We start from the raw sequence: 15,875 nt of genomic DNA on the forward strand, positions 1-15,875 counted from the left end.
GCTTTTTTTTGCCTGGTAGACGGGTAAGGCGGGTAACGGCGGAAGTAATAAGACCCTCTGGGGGTCTTATTGGGCATCGCAGGCATGGGAAAAGAACGGATAAGACCGTCCCGGGGTCTTATTGGTAGCGGGATGGCTAGCTGCTCCGAGGAGCGTAAAGCATAATCGCTACACCAATGATACAAACGGCGGCACCGATCCAGTCATAGAGGTCGGGTGCTTTTTTGTCGATGAGCCATCCCCATAGGACGGCCAAGATGATAAAAACACCACCGTAAGCTGCGTAAACTCGGCCAAAGGAGGGAAAGCTTTGCAGGGTTGGGATAATACCGTAGGCAAGCAGAATGATGCCGCCGACAATGCCATACCAGATTGGCTTCGCTTCACGCAGCCATAGCCATACAAGGTAACCACCGCCGATCTCAGCAAGGCCGGCAAGCAGGAAAAGAACAAGTGCAATAAGCAAGGGAAATACTCCTTTTTCAATAAGGTATTAATGATTTGTTATTTATTATAGCGGGATGGATCACAGAAGGAAATGAAAGGGAGAATCGGACAAGATGCTTCACATCGGCTGGCTAGTTTGCTATGCTAGTTATAATAAACAACATTGAAGAGGAAGCGAACTACGAATGTATTGTGTATGCAAACAACATGTGGAACTGGCGATTGATAAATTTGTGGACGAGTATGAGGATGCACCGGATATTGTAGACTTGAAGGAAACGGAATTTGCGGACTGGGATCCGCCGCGCAGCTGTGATCTGTGCGGAGACGCAGCCGCTGAGTTCCTAGTGGTATAGCTGCGTGTGAACGCTAAGAAGGATGACATCTCTCTACCGGAATATCCGGTGAGAGTTGCCAGCCTTTTTTTATTTGATCGGCTAGGACCTTTCCACATTTGGGTGAGTTTTGTTATGCTGAAGGGAAATTGAACTTACATAAGGGATGAACAATCATGCATATACAGATAGCGGCAGTTGGTAAGCTGAAGGAAAAATATTTGGTGCAGGGCATAGCGGAATATGCCAAGCGGCTTGGGCCGTACGTGAAGCTTACACTCACGGAAGTGCCCGATGAGAAAGCGCCGGAAACGATGAGTCCGGCGGAGGAAGCGCAGGTGCGCGAGCGGGAGGGGGAGCGGCTTCTAGCGCAGCTGAAGCCGGACGCCCACGTCGTGGCGCTCGCGATTGGCGGCGAGCTCTGGTCCAGCGAGGATCTCGCGGACCAGCTCGATAAGCTGGCCACGTATGGCAAGAGCCACGTGGCATTTGTTATTGGCGGGAGCACGGGACTAGCTCCCGCGGTGCTGCAGCGCGCCCAGCAGAAGCTCAGCTTCGGGCGCATGACACTGCCGCATCAGCTGATGCGGCTGGTGCTGCTCGAGCAAGTGTATCGCGCGGTGAAGATTAACCGCGGTGAACCATATCACAAGTAATGTATAAAATTGGAAACTCATCATTGACAGAACGGATAATCGAACATATAGTGTAGACATCTACATGATTTTGAGGAGAAACCTATGCCAAGCATTTTCGACAAGTACCCCTACAGTCTATACATTAAAGTCATCGCGCAAAGGGTTCGGGAGATCATCGACCAGCTTCTGAAGGAACACGGCTTGAATAGCTCGCAAGCGATTCTTCTGTCGCATATTCATCAATCCTTAGAGGAGCAAATCGAGATTAACCGCAAGTATCTTGAGCAAACAATGGCTCTAAGCGGTCCGTCCGTGACAAATTTGTTGAACGGTCTAGAAAAATCCGGATTTATCACGCGCAGCAGCAACCATACCGACGGACGCAACCTCCGTATTGATGTCACGGCCAAAGCCAGACAATTTATTAACGGGAGAAGCGATGCCTTCTCGAAATCGGAAGAATTGATCACGCAAGGGATGTCTGATGCCGAAAAAGCCATGTTTGCCTCTCTGCTGACCCGTGCTTTTGAAAACGTCGAAAAACAGCTGTTGGAGTAATGTATGTGCCATAGGTTTTTCTTTTTTAAACAAATGTGTAGACGGCTACACATTTAGCGAAATAATAGTCAGGAGGTTGTGATAATGAAGAATCAACGAAATGGACTGGAGCTATCCAGAATTGGACTCGGCTGCGGTCATATGTCAAATGTCAATGAGGCTGTCAAAAGTGCAGGCATTGCCGCCATTCATGCCGCTTTCGAGAGTGGAATCAATCATCTCAACACGGCGGATTTTTATGGTGCAGGCCGAAGCGAGATGGTCATCGCGGATGCGCTGAAGGGATACAAAAGGGATGACTATTTTATATCGCTAAAGTTTGGAGCATTAAACACGCTTGACGGCTCCCTTTACGGACTGGACGTCTCCCCCAAACATGTGAAGAACTATCTTGCTTATTCGCTCAAACGACTCAATCTCGACTATATTGACCTTTATCAGCCCGCAAGAATCGATTTGGGTATCCCTGTCGAAGAAACGATTGGTGCCATTTCAGAACTGGTTAAGGCCGGCTATGTCAAGGAAATTGGAGTCAGCCAGGTCGATGCAGAGACGTTGAGAAGAGCGCATGCGACGTATCCGATCAGCTTGGTGGAGTCCGAGTACTCGCTTTTTAACCGAGGCATTGAAAAAGAGATTATACCGACTGCAAGGGAATTGGGGATCCAGATTGTTGCTTTTGGGGCGGTGGCTCATGGACTCCTTGCCGGCAACTGGACAGAGGAGCGGGTCCAAAAAAACAAAGGCGGCTACATTCCGTTATTTTTCGAAGGGAATATAGAGAAGAATATTGTTCTGGCTAAAAAGTTGGGTGAGATTTCCACAAAAAAACAAATGACGTTATCCCAACTTGCGCTTGCCTGGGTATTATCCAAAGGCGATGACATCAAACCGCTCATTGGTACCGTATCGTCGACGCATCTTCAAGAGGCATTGCAGTCACTTGATATTCATCTGACTGAAGATGATGTCAGGGAGATAGAAGAGGCGATACCGGAACATGAGATTGCAGGCGCTTCTTTTCCAAATATGCAATTTAGAAACGGTAAGACTGTTCGTGGATAAAGAGTATAGGTAGCACAATCATACAAAGTGAAAGGATGTTGTTGTCATGATTATCGTTACCGGAGCCAACGGGAAATTAGGGCGGGCAGTGGTAGAACAGCTGCTTAAGCGTATGCCTGCCAGTCAGATCGGTGTCAGCGTCCGCGATCCAAATCAGGCACGAGAGCTTCAGGATCGCGGGGTTCGTGTTCGGTGGGGCGATTTCGATGAGGCTGAGAGTCTATATCAGGCCTTTGAGGGGGCATCGCAGGTTCTCATCGTTTCGACCGGCATCATGGGCGAGGCTGGTATCCCACATGGTATTCGGCAGCATCAAGCAGCGATTGATGCTGCCAAGAAGGCAGGGGCTAGTAGGTTGCTATATACAAGTCATATGGGCTCTACCCCAACATCGCACTTCGCTCCCATGATTCACCACGCGGCTACCGAAGAACTATTGAAAGCTTCAGGTATGCCTTTCACGTCGCTCCGTAATGGCTATTACGCCGCAGCGGCACTCATGTTGATCGGCGGAGCCATAAAAACAGGGGAATTGATCGCTCCTGAAGACGGCCCGGTTGCCTGGACAGTCCACTCCGACTTGGCCGAAGCTACGGCGGTGATCTTAAGCGAGCAGAAATTAGATGGCATAACTCCCAATTTAACGGCATCCGAAGCCATTGACATGGAAGGGATTGCGACAATCGCTTCCGAGATCTTGGGGAGGACCATCCGTCGAATCGTTGTGTCGGACGAGGATTTTCGGGACCGCATGCTGTCTCAAGGTGTACCGGAAGCTAGCGTAAATATGCGGATGGGGATGTTTCTAGCGAGCCGTCAGGGCGATTTCGCGCAAGTCAATCCCACTCTAGCTCATTTGATCGGTCGACCTCCGGTGAGTATTAGAGAGGTACTGAGAGAGTCGATAGGTCGTCAACTAGGTTGATTGCGTTATAAGATAAGAATAGGGCATCCAAGTTTGGATGCTCTAGCATATTTTTCGCAGATAGACATGTTAAGCTGAACCGTACTATAAGTGACGGCGAAAAAGCTTTGTTGTAGTTCTGAGGTGGAACGCATTGATGCGAAATCCGTTTAACTTATAATTTCAAATGCAGGTATGTTAGAATAAAGTTTGAGGAGTCGAAATTCACTCACTCCTCCTTTTCTCAATAATACTGCGAAAATAATAATTTATTTATGTGAAAGGAAAGCAACCATGGGAAGAAAGCAATCCTATACGGAGTCGGAGCTACTGGACTTAACAAAAAAGTTAGTGCTTGAGCATGGATATGACGGGTTTCATCTCAAGTTGCTTTCGCAGCATTTACCCGGTGCAAGAAGTACGATATATCAGTATTATGCCAATAAGGAAGAAATTGTTTCCGCCTGTATGAAGCGTGTAATCACGAGCGTTATCGAGAGGGCTTCAGCGATCGATGAGACCGACACCATGCATGCCCTTCAGGAACTGCTTCGCATTTATGTTGACGAATCCAAGCTTCATCAACTATTAGGCGATGCTCAAAAAATTAATACAGCAAATTCTGCTGCGGCTAGTCGGGATTTAGATGTTGTTGAGCAAGCCCATAATACGCTAAAAATTCAACTTACGCGCCTCTTCCAAAGAGCGCAACAGGAGAAAAATCTCAGAGAAGACATTCCGCTCCCGGTACTGATCGGTGGTTTTTTCAACCTCATTAACACCCCTAATATGATAAACGTCCCTAATCCCCAATGGAGCAAGCTGCTGTTTCAAATGTGGATAGGAGGAGCGCAACGGTAGGAGGCTCTCTTTTTAATTTGACACAAGTGTCAGATATGTTGTTTAATAGGGGGGGACGGGATCTGTGCTTGTGGTTGATCTACAATAAAAATGACACAAGTGTCATAAATAAAGAACGAGGAGCGGGAGAGCATGTTTTTAGCTGTAAAGGAATTAATGCACAGCAAGATGAAATTTTTGATGATTGTCATTATTTTTGTCTTAGTTGCTTGGTTGGTGTTCATTCTATCGGGACTTGGTAACGGGTTATCGACGCTTGCAGCGTCCACTTTCCAAAACATGAAAGCCGATTATGTTGTCTATGAACAAGGATCGCAGTCGACCATGGGCAAGTCTCTGTTATCCGACGAATTGGTGGAGCAAGCGGAGAAACTGAATCATGTAACCGCCGCATCTCCAATGGGAAGCACGATGGCCACCGCTTTGAGAGGAAATAGCACAAAGAACGAGGATAAGGTCGATATCGCAATTTTAGGGATACTTCCGGGCAGCTTCCTAGAGCCGACTGTAATTGAGGGTGAAGGATTATCTACAGCGAATCCAACTGACGTCATTGTAAACAAGACGTTGAAGGATGACGGCTTTAAGCTAGGGGATACTTTTCAACTAGACGGCTCGACACAAGCCTTGACGATTATTGGGTTCGTCGATAATCAGACTTATAACCACCTCTCAGCCGTATTTGTTCCAATGTCCGAATGGCGGAAGATTACGTTCGCCGCGCCGGGCTCGGATAAGGGAATTGCAGGTCCGGTTAATGCAATCATGTTGCAGGGCAAACATATCGATCCTGCTTTTATTAGCAGCAAGCTCTCCAATACCGATACCGTAACGCGCGGGGCAGCGATTCACGGCATGCCTGGGTACAAGGAAGAGAACGGCTCTATTATGATGATGCTAGGCTTTTTACTTGCGATATCCGCATTCGTGCTTGGAGTATTCTTCTATGTCATTACGATGCAGAAGACCAATCAATTCGGCATCATGAAAGCCATCGGCGCCAGAAACGGCTTTCTCAGCAAAGCCATTGTCGTGCAGGTCGTAGTTCTATCTTTGATGAGTATCGTTGTTGGCGTTCTGCTCACTTACGGAACTGCGGCAATCATGCCGAAAGGAATGCCGTTCAAGTTGGAGACGAACCTCGTTATCGAGTACTCGGTCATTCTTCTCGTCATCGCTGTGCTTAGTTCACTGGTCTCAGTTCGCAAAATAACTAAAATTGATCCGATGAAGGCGCTTGGGAGGGCAGAATAATGACAACAGGACTGCATATCAGCAACGTTACGAAATATTATGCCGAGGGAAGCAACCGGATATCCGCTCTTGAAAAGGTCTCTATTTCGGTGGAGCCTGGGGAGCTTGTTGCTGTCGTCGGGCCTTCCGGGTCGGGCAAGAGCACGTTTCTTTCGATTGCGGGTGCATTGCTTAAAGCTTCAGAAGGAGAAGTCGTCTTAAATGGGCATCTTCTTTCTAAGCTTTCCGATAAAGAACTTTCGAATGTACGATTGAAGGAAATCGGATTTATTATGCAATCTTCCAATCTGGTCCCCTATTTGAACGTCCTTGACCAATTGCTCTTAGTGAAGAAAATGTCGGGAAAGGCTAGAGCCGAGGATCGAACGTTCGCCGTTAAGTTACTCGAGGAATTAGGACTCGGATCGAAGCTAAAGAGCTTTCCGGAGGAGCTGTCAGGCGGCGAGAAGCAGCGTACGGCTATTGCACGAGCTTTAATAAACAATCCCAGTGTTATCTTGGCGGATGAGCCCACGGCAAGTCTGGATACCAAGCGTGCCCATGAGGTGGTCAGTCAGATTGCAAATGAGGTAAAGTTGCGTCGTAAAGCAGCCATTATGGTCACGCATGATGAACGCATGCTTGAATATTGCGATAGAGTGTACCGAATGGAAGATGGTAAATTGTCGCTAGCGGGAACCACAAGAGTAGAGGCATCACATGTTTGAGTTCTTTCTTTTTCTTCATCCGTAAGTGAAATCATCACGTATGGAATTGCATCGATGAATGAAATCCTGTAATAATTATTCTTTGTATATGTGTGAGGTAGCCATTGAACGGTTAATCTCTTTTTTGAATCTTGTCAGAGCCGCCAGCAGAGACAACGGCTGTACGGTGTTTCTTCGATTCCTCAGAGATATAGTCTGATAACTGATCTGCCGGGTTGAACACGGAATGACCATGGCAACTTCCATTCGTTTAGGGAGCAGTTTGCCTACGACTAAACTGCTGTCCAGTACTTCCTTCATGTTCGGTGTGAAGAGGGGGTTGCGAAGTTTGCCGTTCTTAGACGAGAAAAGATCACCTGCGAGCATAACCCGATCTTTTACGTGATAGAAGACGACGTGTAGGGATGTTCTTTACTGTGAGCGAAGACAGTAACCGGATCATGATTCAATATTGATTTAAGCGCTCCGACATGATCGGGATGCCCATGGGTCAGCACGATTTGTTTTAACGGGCCGGCGTTTAGCCTTTTGATTAATTTTAGAATTCCTTTGGCCATCATGGACATTCCTGTATCGACCAGAGTGACCCCGTCTTCTTCAACGACCACCCACACGGTAATCGGGATTATCATGCATGTCCGTAAGCTCCAAATATGTTCTGAAATTTGTGTAGCTTTCATTTCATCATCCCTCGCTCGTTATTTTTAATTTAAAGCCGGAGAGAAGTGTGTCGAAAGCTTCATCGAAAGCCGGGCTCAAGCGGTTCATCAGGTATGAAAGGGATTCGTCAGTCAGCAGGTATGTGTTGATGATACCGTTCAACATAAAGAAATAGATTCGATTGAACCTCAGCAAACGATCCGAATTTGGCTGTATCGGAAATACGTTTTGAAGGGCCTGCCCAATCGCCTTGAATAGGTTGATACGAATCCGGTTGATCTCCAATACCGGTTCCACTTCGTCCACGCGCACCCCTTTGACCATAAAAACAACTTGATAAATGGATTTATGCTGCAAACAGAAACGGAGGAATTCCATGCTGATAGCCTTGAGCTTAGCTTCTGGCGAGAGGCTGGTCTGATTCGCAATTACATCAATGTTTCTCTGTACCTCGAGCAGTGGGGGCATAGACATCGCGTGCAAGAGTTCCTCTTTATCCTTGAAGTAAATGTAGATCGTCGTGTGCGAACAATTGGCCTCTTTCGCAATTTCCCTCATCGAGACGCCAATATAGCCTCGATTCGCGAATAACATTCCTGCGGCAGTCAAAATCGCTTGTTTTGTCTCCTCTGAGCGGAGCTTCTGGCGTGGTGCCATTCCTGTAACCTCCATGTCGAAAAGATAACTAACCAATGGTTACAATATAACCTGTGGTTAGTTATTCGCCAACCAAATTAAGGAAATTTCGCCAATAGCCCCGTTAAGCTGAACTGTATCAAAAGTAGGGCGAAGGTCGCCGCCTCGATTTGCCTGTGATCAGCAAGCCGAGCGAAGCTGCCTCCGGTCACTTTTGTTCTTTCCCCTCGGTTAAGAGTTGCGAAGGTTACTGCTACCCGAGGAATTCCACGCGCACAGATTGCTCTTGCATGATTCTGGTGGAACCGACGATCGGGATTGTAGATGGTTGTAAACAGTGTTACTCTAACAAAGGTAAACTAAAATGTATGTTCTGTAGTGCAGCTTGTAATAGTCACTATTCTAGTTATAAAGAAAGGTAACACTATGATAAAAGTTGATAAATTATCCTTTTCATTTCCACAAAAAGAACTATATAAAGGCATTTCATTTACGCTCGAAGAGGCACAACATTGCGCTTTTATAGGAACAAGTGGCAGTGGGAAAAGTACATTGATAGATATATTGATGGATCCAGAAAGATATTTGTTCGAGGGCAAGTTAGAAATGGACCCGACTTTCAAAATTGGGTATGTAAGTCAATTCTCGCAACTTGACAGAACGAAAGAAACAACCGTTTTTGAATATATCGGAGAACAATTCATTAGGATACAAGATGAAATACAATCTATTTGTACTGAAATGGAAACATCATCGGATATTGAACCGTTACTCGAAAAGTATCAATTAGCTTTAGACGCATTTGATTCAATCGGTGGGGAAGATTTTGAAAGCAACATTAATAAAAAGCTAAATCTAGCGAACCTCATGAAGCTAAAAGATCTAAGGGTATCCGACCTGAGTGGTGGGGAATTCAAACTCATTCAAGTGATGAAGGAAATGCTTAATAGCCCAGACTTAATGATAATGGACGAACCAGATGTATTTTTAGACTTTGAAAACCTAAATGCGCTAAAAAATCTTATTAATGCTCACAAAGGAATACTGCTAGTTGTTACGCACAACCGATATCTGTTGAATCATTGCTTTAACAAAATTTTACACCTTGAAAACATGGAGATCCAAGAGTTTGATGGGCGATATATTGATTATAATTTCTCATTACTTCAAACTAAAATTGAGTTGCAAGAACTCACAGTCGCTGAGAAAGAAGAAATTGAGAGAAACGAGAACATCATTAATAATCTAAGAGCTATCGCAACATATAATTCAGAAGCCTCTAGAGGCAGAGCGTTAAAAGCTAGAGTTAGGTTTCAAGAGAGATTGGAAGCGCGTAGACTTAAAGCGCCATTTGTTGATATTAAGCAGCCGACGATCAGTTTCGGTATTGATAATGAAATGGAAGACACCACTGTTATAAATGTCAGTAATTATAGTGTTGCCTTTGATGAGTTGCTCTTAGAAAATGTTAACTTTGAGATAAAGTCTACGGATAAAGTAGCCATAATCGGTCCAAACGGTACTGGGAAAACGACTTTACTCCGCGAAATCTTTAACAATAATAATGATTCAATTGAAATCAATGCCGATGTTAAAGTGGCTTATTTATCTCAGATTCAAGGCGAAATGCTAAAGGATTCTAATACAATACTAGAAGAATTCATCGATGCTGGGTTTAACACTTATGATGAGATTAGATCGTATATTTCAAACTATGGCTTTGAGGGAGAAACCGTTAATCAAAAGATAAAGTCTTTATCTGGTGGAGAAAGAAATATGCTTCAATTAGCTAAAGTTTCTGCCAGTAAAGCAAACGTATTGCTTCTTGATGAACCGACGAGCCATTTAGACACCTATACACAAATAGCACTGGAGAAAGCCATTGAAGATTATAAAGGCGCGATCCTCATGATATCTCATGATTTCTATTCTGTTGTAAATGGTATGGATTATGTATTAATCATCGATGATAAGACGATTAGAAAAATGACTATGAAAAAATTTAAACAGATGATTTATGCTAGTCATTTCGATAGAGACTATTTAGAAATGGAACAAAATAAAAAATCAATTGAAATGAAAATAGAATTGGCTTTAAAAGATACTAATTTTGAACTTGCAAAAGGTTTAGTTGATGAGCTAGAAGAGCTGATTAAGTTGCTTTAAAAGTGATTTAGTCCGCGTTTAACGATGAAATATGATGTTGGTGGAAAAGTATCAATAAAAAGACACTGATGGATAGAAACTCAGTGTCTTTTTATTGTATTGATTTCTTTGTGCCGCGCCTACGGTTGCATCTCGGTTATCCATTTATGAAACATCTTATCTAATAACAATATTTCCGCCTTTTGGCTGATAGCATGGTTCCCAAGCTTTACATCAATGATAAAATCATTGCTCAGCATCTGACGATAACGGGAAATAATATCGCTCTCAGGCAGTTCTCCCATTGCCTTCGTTTCAGGTGGGATTACCGGAATTCCGGCTTGCTCTACCAGGTGAAGGTTCTGTTTTATATCTGAGGCAATCTTGCTTAGAATCTTTACACTTCTTGCGGTCTCAATATCCACCATTCCGTCATTCGTGTAGAAATGCTTGTTGACGATAGCCAACGCAATATGCGATATATGGAATGCCAGAATGTCTTTTTGGATTTCATAATGCAAATTGACTGATTCTAATAGTTGGGCAAGTTCTTTCACTCTTTCAGTCGTCCGTCCATTTATTTCACCAAAAATGGTTCCCTGATGTTTTTCGGAGCCAAATTGGGCGTATAGAACATCCTCTTTGATGTCTCCACCCGCACCCGGAAATCCCGGGAGTAGTCGGTCTCCCACGATTTCAAGCCAGCTGTCATATCCTATGGTGTTGGTCAAGGTGACAATGGTTTTGCTCTTATTGTTCTTGATTGCAGTCAGGGAGGATTCGGCCTGATCATATCGTACGGGAACAAAGATATAATCATAAATGTCGTCGTTCTCAAGCGTGTCTATCGTCTTGACCGGTATTTGCTTGATCGTTCCATTGTCGTTGTATGACAGTCCGTTCCTTTTAAGTGCCTCCAGCCTCTTTCCTCGTGCCAGCAAGGTTACGTCCAGTCCGTATTGTGCAAATCGGAGTGCGTATACTGCCAACCACGCCGGCGCCAAATATCAGAAGTCGATAAGGCTTGGTGTTCAATAGAATCCTTCCTTTCAAATAAATAGTCATAATTGTTTAAGCAGCACCTGTTGCGCACACGACAATTAATTAAAGAAGCGTTCAGAGATTTGTTACTGAGAAAAAGATTCGATGCCATCACCATCAAAGATATCGCGCAGAAAGCAACCATTAACCGAGCCACTTTTTATGCCCATTTTGAAGATAAATATGCTTTGCTGGACGAAGTCACCGAACAGGCGTTCCGTGAGATGATTCCGGAGCAAGTGGCGAATGCACGGGAGTTTACGGATGAAATATGTGACCAGCTGATCTTGCAGACGCACCGATACATCGTAGATTTTTATCAGACATGCAGAATGGATTCCAAGCCAATGGCCACGCTTGTCGATGAGAAAATAAAGAAAATGCTGCTGCAAACCATAGAAAGCATCTTTCTAAAAGGAGCTACGCATCTTGGCATGGACAGGCACTCTATCAAAGTCATGGCGGCGATGACAGGTTCGGCGATCTATAGCGCTGCGCATTATTGGTTAAATGTTGAGGACAAAGATCGAACTGATGGGCTTGTAGACATTGTTCGTCCTTATGTCATGAACGGTCTAGGGTTGTATCGCAGTGGCGATAAATAGACATGCAGCTTTTGCGTTGGACAAGTGAGTCGAACTATTTATGGATTTTGACGGGGAGATAGGAGATGCCCTTTGCGGCGAGCAGAAATCAGCATAGGGATGGCGATCAACAGGCTGATGATGACAGGTATTATCGATCCTTCAAGGCCAAATTTGCCTCCAGTGAGAAGGGCCGGGCCCGTAACTTCGACCGTGAAAAGTCCGGAGGAGGGGTGGCCCGAGACGGGGATACCCAAGAGTCCCTCTATTGTATTCCAGAGAAAATGGAGGCTAACGATAAACCAAACATTGCGCCGCCATAGGAATGCTGAGCCCAGCAATACGCCAGCTTCAATGGTAATAGAGAGGCCACCCCAAATGGTAGCTCCGGGGTTGCCCAGGTGAGCAATCCCGAAGAAGAGGGAGGTCAGGGCTAATGCGAGCCAGCCTCCACCCATTCTTTCAATAGCTTGAAAGGCAAGCCCACGAAAGATCAATTCCTCTATGAAGGCAGCGACGAGTTGCGTGGCGATGACAGACCAAACGACAGAGCTGGTGTTAACGTCGGCCCACTCGAATGAATACCCACCGAATAAGACGATGAGGGCTGTTGAAACGATGATAAAGATAAGGCCGACGACAGCGCCGAAAATAACTTCCTTTACCGCACGCCGTTGGAGCAGAAGTTCAGGAACCGGCCGCTGCGCCAGGAACCTCATTGTAAGCCAGTAGATAACGATTGCAACGGCGCTTCCGACAAGTGCTAGCAAGACGGCCCCTAGTGCATTCGCATCTTCTGATAACCTGCTAAATATCACATTGGTGAGGACGATCCCCAGCGCGCCCACGAGCATCCAGATGAGGGGGAATCGGAATAATGTAACAATCGCAGGTGTTCTCCGACCACTAAGGGCCTCAATGTTGGATGTCTTTCTTTTTCTTATCATAAGTGATCACATCTCTTCCTTAGACAGATTTACGATATAAGCTTCAATACAGGCTACAATTCACACTATAGTTGAAAAAAGTCATGCGGTAGCAGTGCCGTTCAGTCATATCGTGGTCATATGACTTTGGCAGAATAAAAGCCGACATCCGTTACGATGTCGGCTTTGAGCTGTGCTATGGCATCATTTCATTCTTCCTTAAGGTGTGTTCTTATAGGATCGATAATTATTCCTGTTTCCCTGGCCTTATAGGCAGCTTCTCTTCTTCCTTTTACATTCAATTTCGAATAAATATTAGAGATGTAATTTTTAACCGTACCTTCACTAAGGAATAATGCCTTAGCGATATCCTGATTACGCAGCCCTAACGCTAGCTTATGAAGAACCTCGACTTCGCGGGCGCTAAGACCGAACTCGTTGTTTTTCTCCAGTATTTCAGGCTTCAAGTCGATTGTATCCATAGCCGGTGAAACCCCATTTTTCAGCATGCTTTTGATCATTTTGCCTGCCATTTCCGGCGAAATGAGCGTGCCTCCTGTATGAACCACCCGTATGCCGGCGATAAGGTTTTTGGGATGGATGGCTTTGAGCAGGTAGCCTTCTGCTCCATGGCTTAACGCTGCCAGAACATACTCGACTTCCTTGTACGAAGTTAGAATAATAATTTTCGTTAACGGGAATCGAAGTTTTATCTTCTCTGTAGCAACAACGCCGTCCATAATAGGCATATTAATATCCATGAGGATAAGATCCGGCTGGGATGCCGCACAGTGGTTGATAGCTTCCTCGCCATTCTTCGCCAATCCTACAACCTCAATATCGTCTTCCATTTCTAGTACGATATTGAGGCTTTCCAGGATCAATTCCTGATCATCAACAATGAGTACTTTAATTTTCGTCATGCAGCTTATCTCCCTTCAGTGGAATTTCACACCTGACTTCAGCGCCGACGACCGCTAAGGCGGAGATGGAGAAAGTACCTCCCAGCATCTCCATCCGATTCTTCATGTTTGTTAGGCCGAACCCGTACTCTACCTTATCCAAGGGTATTCCATTATTTCGAATAGACACAAGCAAGGCTGATGGGGAAAAGCGGAGACTGAGCTCGATTTCCGTAGCCTTTCCATGCTTGAGTGCATTCGTAAAAGACTCCTGTATCACCCGAATGATCGATTGCCGCACATCGAAACGAAGGATACGTTCTGTTCCTTCCAGTGTGAGACGAATGACCGTTCCGGTATATTCTCGAAAGCTGTCGATGAGTCCCTCGGCGTGGTTTACTAAACTTATATTCTCTTCCTCCCCCATCTTGTGCACGATGCCCCTCATTTCATCCAAATTCTGTTCCGTTAGTCCTCTTATACGAATCAATTTCTCTTTAGCTAGATCCGGTTTTTTGTCTAGAAGCGCAATAGCCGCATCCAGACTCATAATAAGGGAAATAAAAGAGTGTCCTAACGTGTCATGCATCTCTTTGGACATACGATTTCGTTCTTCTAGCAGAGTCATCCGTTCGATCTCTGCAGCATAGAGGGTCAACAATTTATTCTGTTCATCAATTTCTTTAGCTAATTGATTCTTCTCATGATAGGCTTTGGCGATGAAGTTGACCCATATCCCGATCAATGAGAAGAGAAGGTTATCTGAGCTTGAACCGAGTGCGAGGTCCCATGTAACCTCTCCGAATACCATGCTGGTAAAGGGTAGTAATAAGAGCACCGGCATAGCCCAATTGGTCTTCCTAGTCAATAAGTAACCGATCGTAAGACTCGGAATGAGATAATCGACACTCCCTAACTGATCCTCCTGCATGAACGATGTAAAATAATAAGATCCGCCTAGCAATAGTTCAAGGAAGATGAACCATTCCTTGTTCTTTCTTAGTTGCGGAAACCAGAACAGGATAGGAATAATAAAGGCTGCCAAGATCCAAATCACGCTCACGAGCAATCGAGACGAATATGCATTGTCCATTAAAATATGAACGCACAGCAAAACATAATAATAGGACCGGAGCCCAAATATCCCCCAATCCATCATATAAAAAACTTTTTTCATAGGTATCCTTCCTTACTTAGCATAACAAATGGTTTTTCCTTAATTATACATGAAGTGAGGAACCTCAATGGGGATAAAAGGTTTCTGAATCTGATAGGCTAAGGCGGGAATCCGTCAGTATGGATGGCCCCGTTTATAATCCAGTATAAAGAGGGTATTTATGTTAAATAATAACCACTGAATTCTCATGGGGGGGCCTTCTTTATGATCAAAGTTCTAGGTATCATTCTCGCCATTCAAGTCGTCTATGTCTCAGCATATACGTTAAGGATGATATTGACGCTCAAAGGGCAAAAATATATTGCCGCCATCATTAGTGTTCTGGAAATTACGATTTATGTGTTGGGACTGAATTTGGTACTAAACTACTTAAATCAAATCGTCTATTTAATCGTATATGCGTTGGGATATGCGCTTGGGATTCTTATCGGATCGTGGATCGAGGAAAAACTAGCACTTGGATACGTCACTTTGAAAGTCATCAGCATAGCACCCTACTCCGGACTTCCCGTCCTATTGCGCGAAAAAGGCTTTGGAGTAACCTCCTGGATTGGCACAGGAAAAGATGGGGAAAGACTCGTTATGGAAATTCTTTCTAGAAGAAAGTATCAAGACAGAGTCTATAATCTAGTTCTTGAATGCGATCCGAAGGCTTTCGTCATTACGATCGAGCCGAAGAGATTTCACGGCGGATTTTGGACTAAGGTGTTAAAACAATAAAGGCGGATGTACACCATTTGGACCATCGCTCAGGCGAAATTGATAAATGAAAGCAAGTGTGTTATATTTGCAACTTAGTTTGTTTAATAAACAAAGAAAGTTTTCTTCTCTCAAAAGCACATATGGCAGGGGGAGTGTAATGGATTATTTGACGCGGGTATGTTATGCAAAAAATTGATTTTTTTGTTTTATACACAGAAGCATCAAGCGAGTGTAGAAATGTAAGGGCTTTTATTGTGTTTCAAACTAGAGTGGTTTAATGGAATGAGAAGGTAAATTTACTATTAACTATTATGGTACAGTTTACATCTTAGA

The 15,875-nt window shown here is 44.6% G+C and carries 19 protein-coding genes; 11 read left to right on the forward strand and 8 right to left on the reverse strand.

The genetic code is table 11. From position 1 onward, the window contains the following. Positions 1–136 precede the first annotated feature (136 nt). Positions 137–466, reverse strand: a complete 330-nt coding sequence (locus AB4Y93_RS21995) for a YnfA family protein (RefSeq protein WP_441895082.1) — start codon at positions 464–466, stop codon at positions 137–139. 166 nt (positions 467–632) lie between these two features. Here AB4Y93_RS21995 and AB4Y93_RS22000 point away from each other — a divergent pair, with 166 nt between their 5' ends. The 8 genes from AB4Y93_RS22000 to AB4Y93_RS22035 all read left to right on the forward strand — a co-directional run bounded on the left by AB4Y93_RS22000 (position 633) and on the right by AB4Y93_RS22035 (position 6,769). Further along, complete coding sequence (locus tag AB4Y93_RS22000; RefSeq protein WP_167281275.1) at positions 633–803, forward strand: CxxH/CxxC protein; 171 nt, start codon at positions 633–635, stop codon at positions 801–803. A 155-nt stretch (positions 804–958) separates the two neighbouring features. Continuing rightward, a complete protein-coding gene (rlmH, locus tag AB4Y93_RS22005) occupies positions 959–1,438 on the forward strand; it encodes a 23S rRNA (pseudouridine(1915)-N(3))-methyltransferase RlmH (protein WP_167281277.1) in 480 nt (159 codons plus the stop codon). Between the two features lie 84 nt (positions 1,439–1,522). Next, positions 1,523–1,978, forward strand: a complete 456-nt coding sequence (locus tag AB4Y93_RS22010; protein WP_441895084.1) for a MarR family winged helix-turn-helix transcriptional regulator — start codon at positions 1,523–1,525, stop codon at positions 1,976–1,978. An 84-nt stretch (positions 1,979–2,062) separates the two neighbouring features. Beyond that, positions 2,063–3,043, forward strand: a complete 981-nt coding sequence (locus AB4Y93_RS22015) for an aldo/keto reductase (protein ID WP_441895086.1) — start codon at positions 2,063–2,065, stop codon at positions 3,041–3,043. A 46-nt stretch (positions 3,044–3,089) separates the two neighbouring features. Then, a complete protein-coding gene (locus tag AB4Y93_RS22020; protein ID WP_441895087.1) occupies positions 3,090–3,968 on the forward strand; it encodes an SDR family oxidoreductase in 879 nt (292 codons plus the stop codon). 273 nt (positions 3,969–4,241) lie between these two features. After that, positions 4,242–4,808, forward strand: coding sequence for a TetR/AcrR family transcriptional regulator (locus AB4Y93_RS22025; protein ID WP_441895089.1), 567 nt, complete (start codon positions 4,242–4,244; stop codon positions 4,806–4,808). Between the two features lie 132 nt (positions 4,809–4,940). Continuing rightward, positions 4,941–6,062, forward strand: coding sequence for an ABC transporter permease (locus tag AB4Y93_RS22030; RefSeq protein ID WP_441895091.1), 1,122 nt, complete (start codon positions 4,941–4,943; stop codon positions 6,060–6,062). Further along, positions 6,062–6,769, forward strand: coding sequence for an ABC transporter ATP-binding protein (locus AB4Y93_RS22035; RefSeq protein ID WP_441895095.1), 708 nt, complete (start codon positions 6,062–6,064; stop codon positions 6,767–6,769). The genes AB4Y93_RS22030 and AB4Y93_RS22035 overlap by 1 nt, the downstream gene beginning before the upstream one ends. A gap of 75 nt (positions 6,770–6,844) precedes the next feature. Here AB4Y93_RS22035 and AB4Y93_RS22040 read toward each other — a convergent pair whose 3' ends face one another. The 3 genes from AB4Y93_RS22040 to AB4Y93_RS22050 are packed head-to-tail and all read right to left on the reverse strand — an operon-like array spanning position 6,845 to position 8,086. Then, complete coding sequence (locus AB4Y93_RS22040; protein WP_441895097.1) at positions 6,845–7,135, reverse strand: hypothetical protein; 291 nt, start codon at positions 7,133–7,135, stop codon at positions 6,845–6,847. 11 nt (positions 7,136–7,146) lie between these two features. After that, entirely contained in the window at positions 7,147–7,449 is a 303-nt protein-coding gene (locus AB4Y93_RS22045) for an MBL fold metallo-hydrolase (RefSeq protein WP_441895098.1), read from the reverse strand. Between the two features lie 4 nt (positions 7,450–7,453). Continuing rightward, positions 7,454–8,086, reverse strand: a complete 633-nt coding sequence (locus AB4Y93_RS22050) for a TetR/AcrR family transcriptional regulator (protein WP_441895100.1) — start codon at positions 8,084–8,086, stop codon at positions 7,454–7,456. Between the two features lie 405 nt (positions 8,087–8,491). Here AB4Y93_RS22050 and AB4Y93_RS22055 point away from each other — a divergent pair, with 405 nt between their 5' ends. Beyond that, positions 8,492–10,231, forward strand: coding sequence for an ABC-F family ATP-binding cassette domain-containing protein (locus AB4Y93_RS22055; RefSeq protein ID WP_441895101.1), 1,740 nt, complete (start codon positions 8,492–8,494; stop codon positions 10,229–10,231). 119 nt (positions 10,232–10,350) lie between these two features. Here AB4Y93_RS22055 and AB4Y93_RS22060 read toward each other — a convergent pair whose 3' ends face one another. After that, positions 10,351–11,151 carry a ketopantoate reductase family protein gene (locus AB4Y93_RS22060; RefSeq protein ID WP_441895103.1) on the reverse strand — a complete coding sequence of 267 codons (801 nt, stop codon included), beginning with the start codon at positions 11,149–11,151 and terminating at the stop codon, positions 10,351–10,353. Between the two features lie 183 nt (positions 11,152–11,334). Between AB4Y93_RS22060 and AB4Y93_RS22065 the strand changes: the two genes are divergently transcribed. After that, positions 11,335–11,856, forward strand: coding sequence for a TetR/AcrR family transcriptional regulator (locus tag AB4Y93_RS22065; RefSeq protein ID WP_441895105.1), 522 nt, complete (start codon positions 11,335–11,337; stop codon positions 11,854–11,856). Between the two features lie 38 nt (positions 11,857–11,894). On the opposite strand, the gene AB4Y93_RS22070 is transcribed toward AB4Y93_RS22065, so the two are convergent. From AB4Y93_RS22070 to AB4Y93_RS22080, 3 genes are all read right to left on the reverse strand, one after another. Further along, positions 11,895–12,782: a CPBP family intramembrane glutamic endopeptidase gene (locus AB4Y93_RS22070; RefSeq protein WP_441895107.1), complete on the reverse strand. Its 888-nt coding sequence runs from the start codon at positions 12,780–12,782 to the stop codon at positions 11,895–11,897. 188 nt (positions 12,783–12,970) lie between these two features. Further along, complete coding sequence (locus AB4Y93_RS22075; RefSeq protein WP_441895109.1) at positions 12,971–13,684, reverse strand: response regulator; 714 nt, start codon at positions 13,682–13,684, stop codon at positions 12,971–12,973. Further along, positions 13,671–14,840 carry a sensor histidine kinase gene (locus AB4Y93_RS22080; protein ID WP_441895111.1) on the reverse strand — a complete coding sequence of 390 codons (1,170 nt, stop codon included), beginning with the start codon at positions 14,838–14,840 and terminating at the stop codon, positions 13,671–13,673. Before AB4Y93_RS22080 ends, AB4Y93_RS22075 begins: the two co-directional genes overlap by 14 nt. Before the next feature lie 204 nt (positions 14,841–15,044). Here AB4Y93_RS22080 and AB4Y93_RS22085 point away from each other — a divergent pair, with 204 nt between their 5' ends. Beyond that, positions 15,045–15,560, forward strand: coding sequence for a DUF2179 domain-containing protein (locus AB4Y93_RS22085; protein WP_441895112.1), 516 nt, complete (start codon positions 15,045–15,047; stop codon positions 15,558–15,560). Positions 15,561–15,875: the final 315 nt, after the last annotated feature.

This window comes from Paenibacillus sp. YAF4_2, from assembly GCF_052113225.1.
Taxonomy (GTDB): Bacteria; Bacillota; Bacilli; order Paenibacillales; family Paenibacillaceae; genus Pristimantibacillus.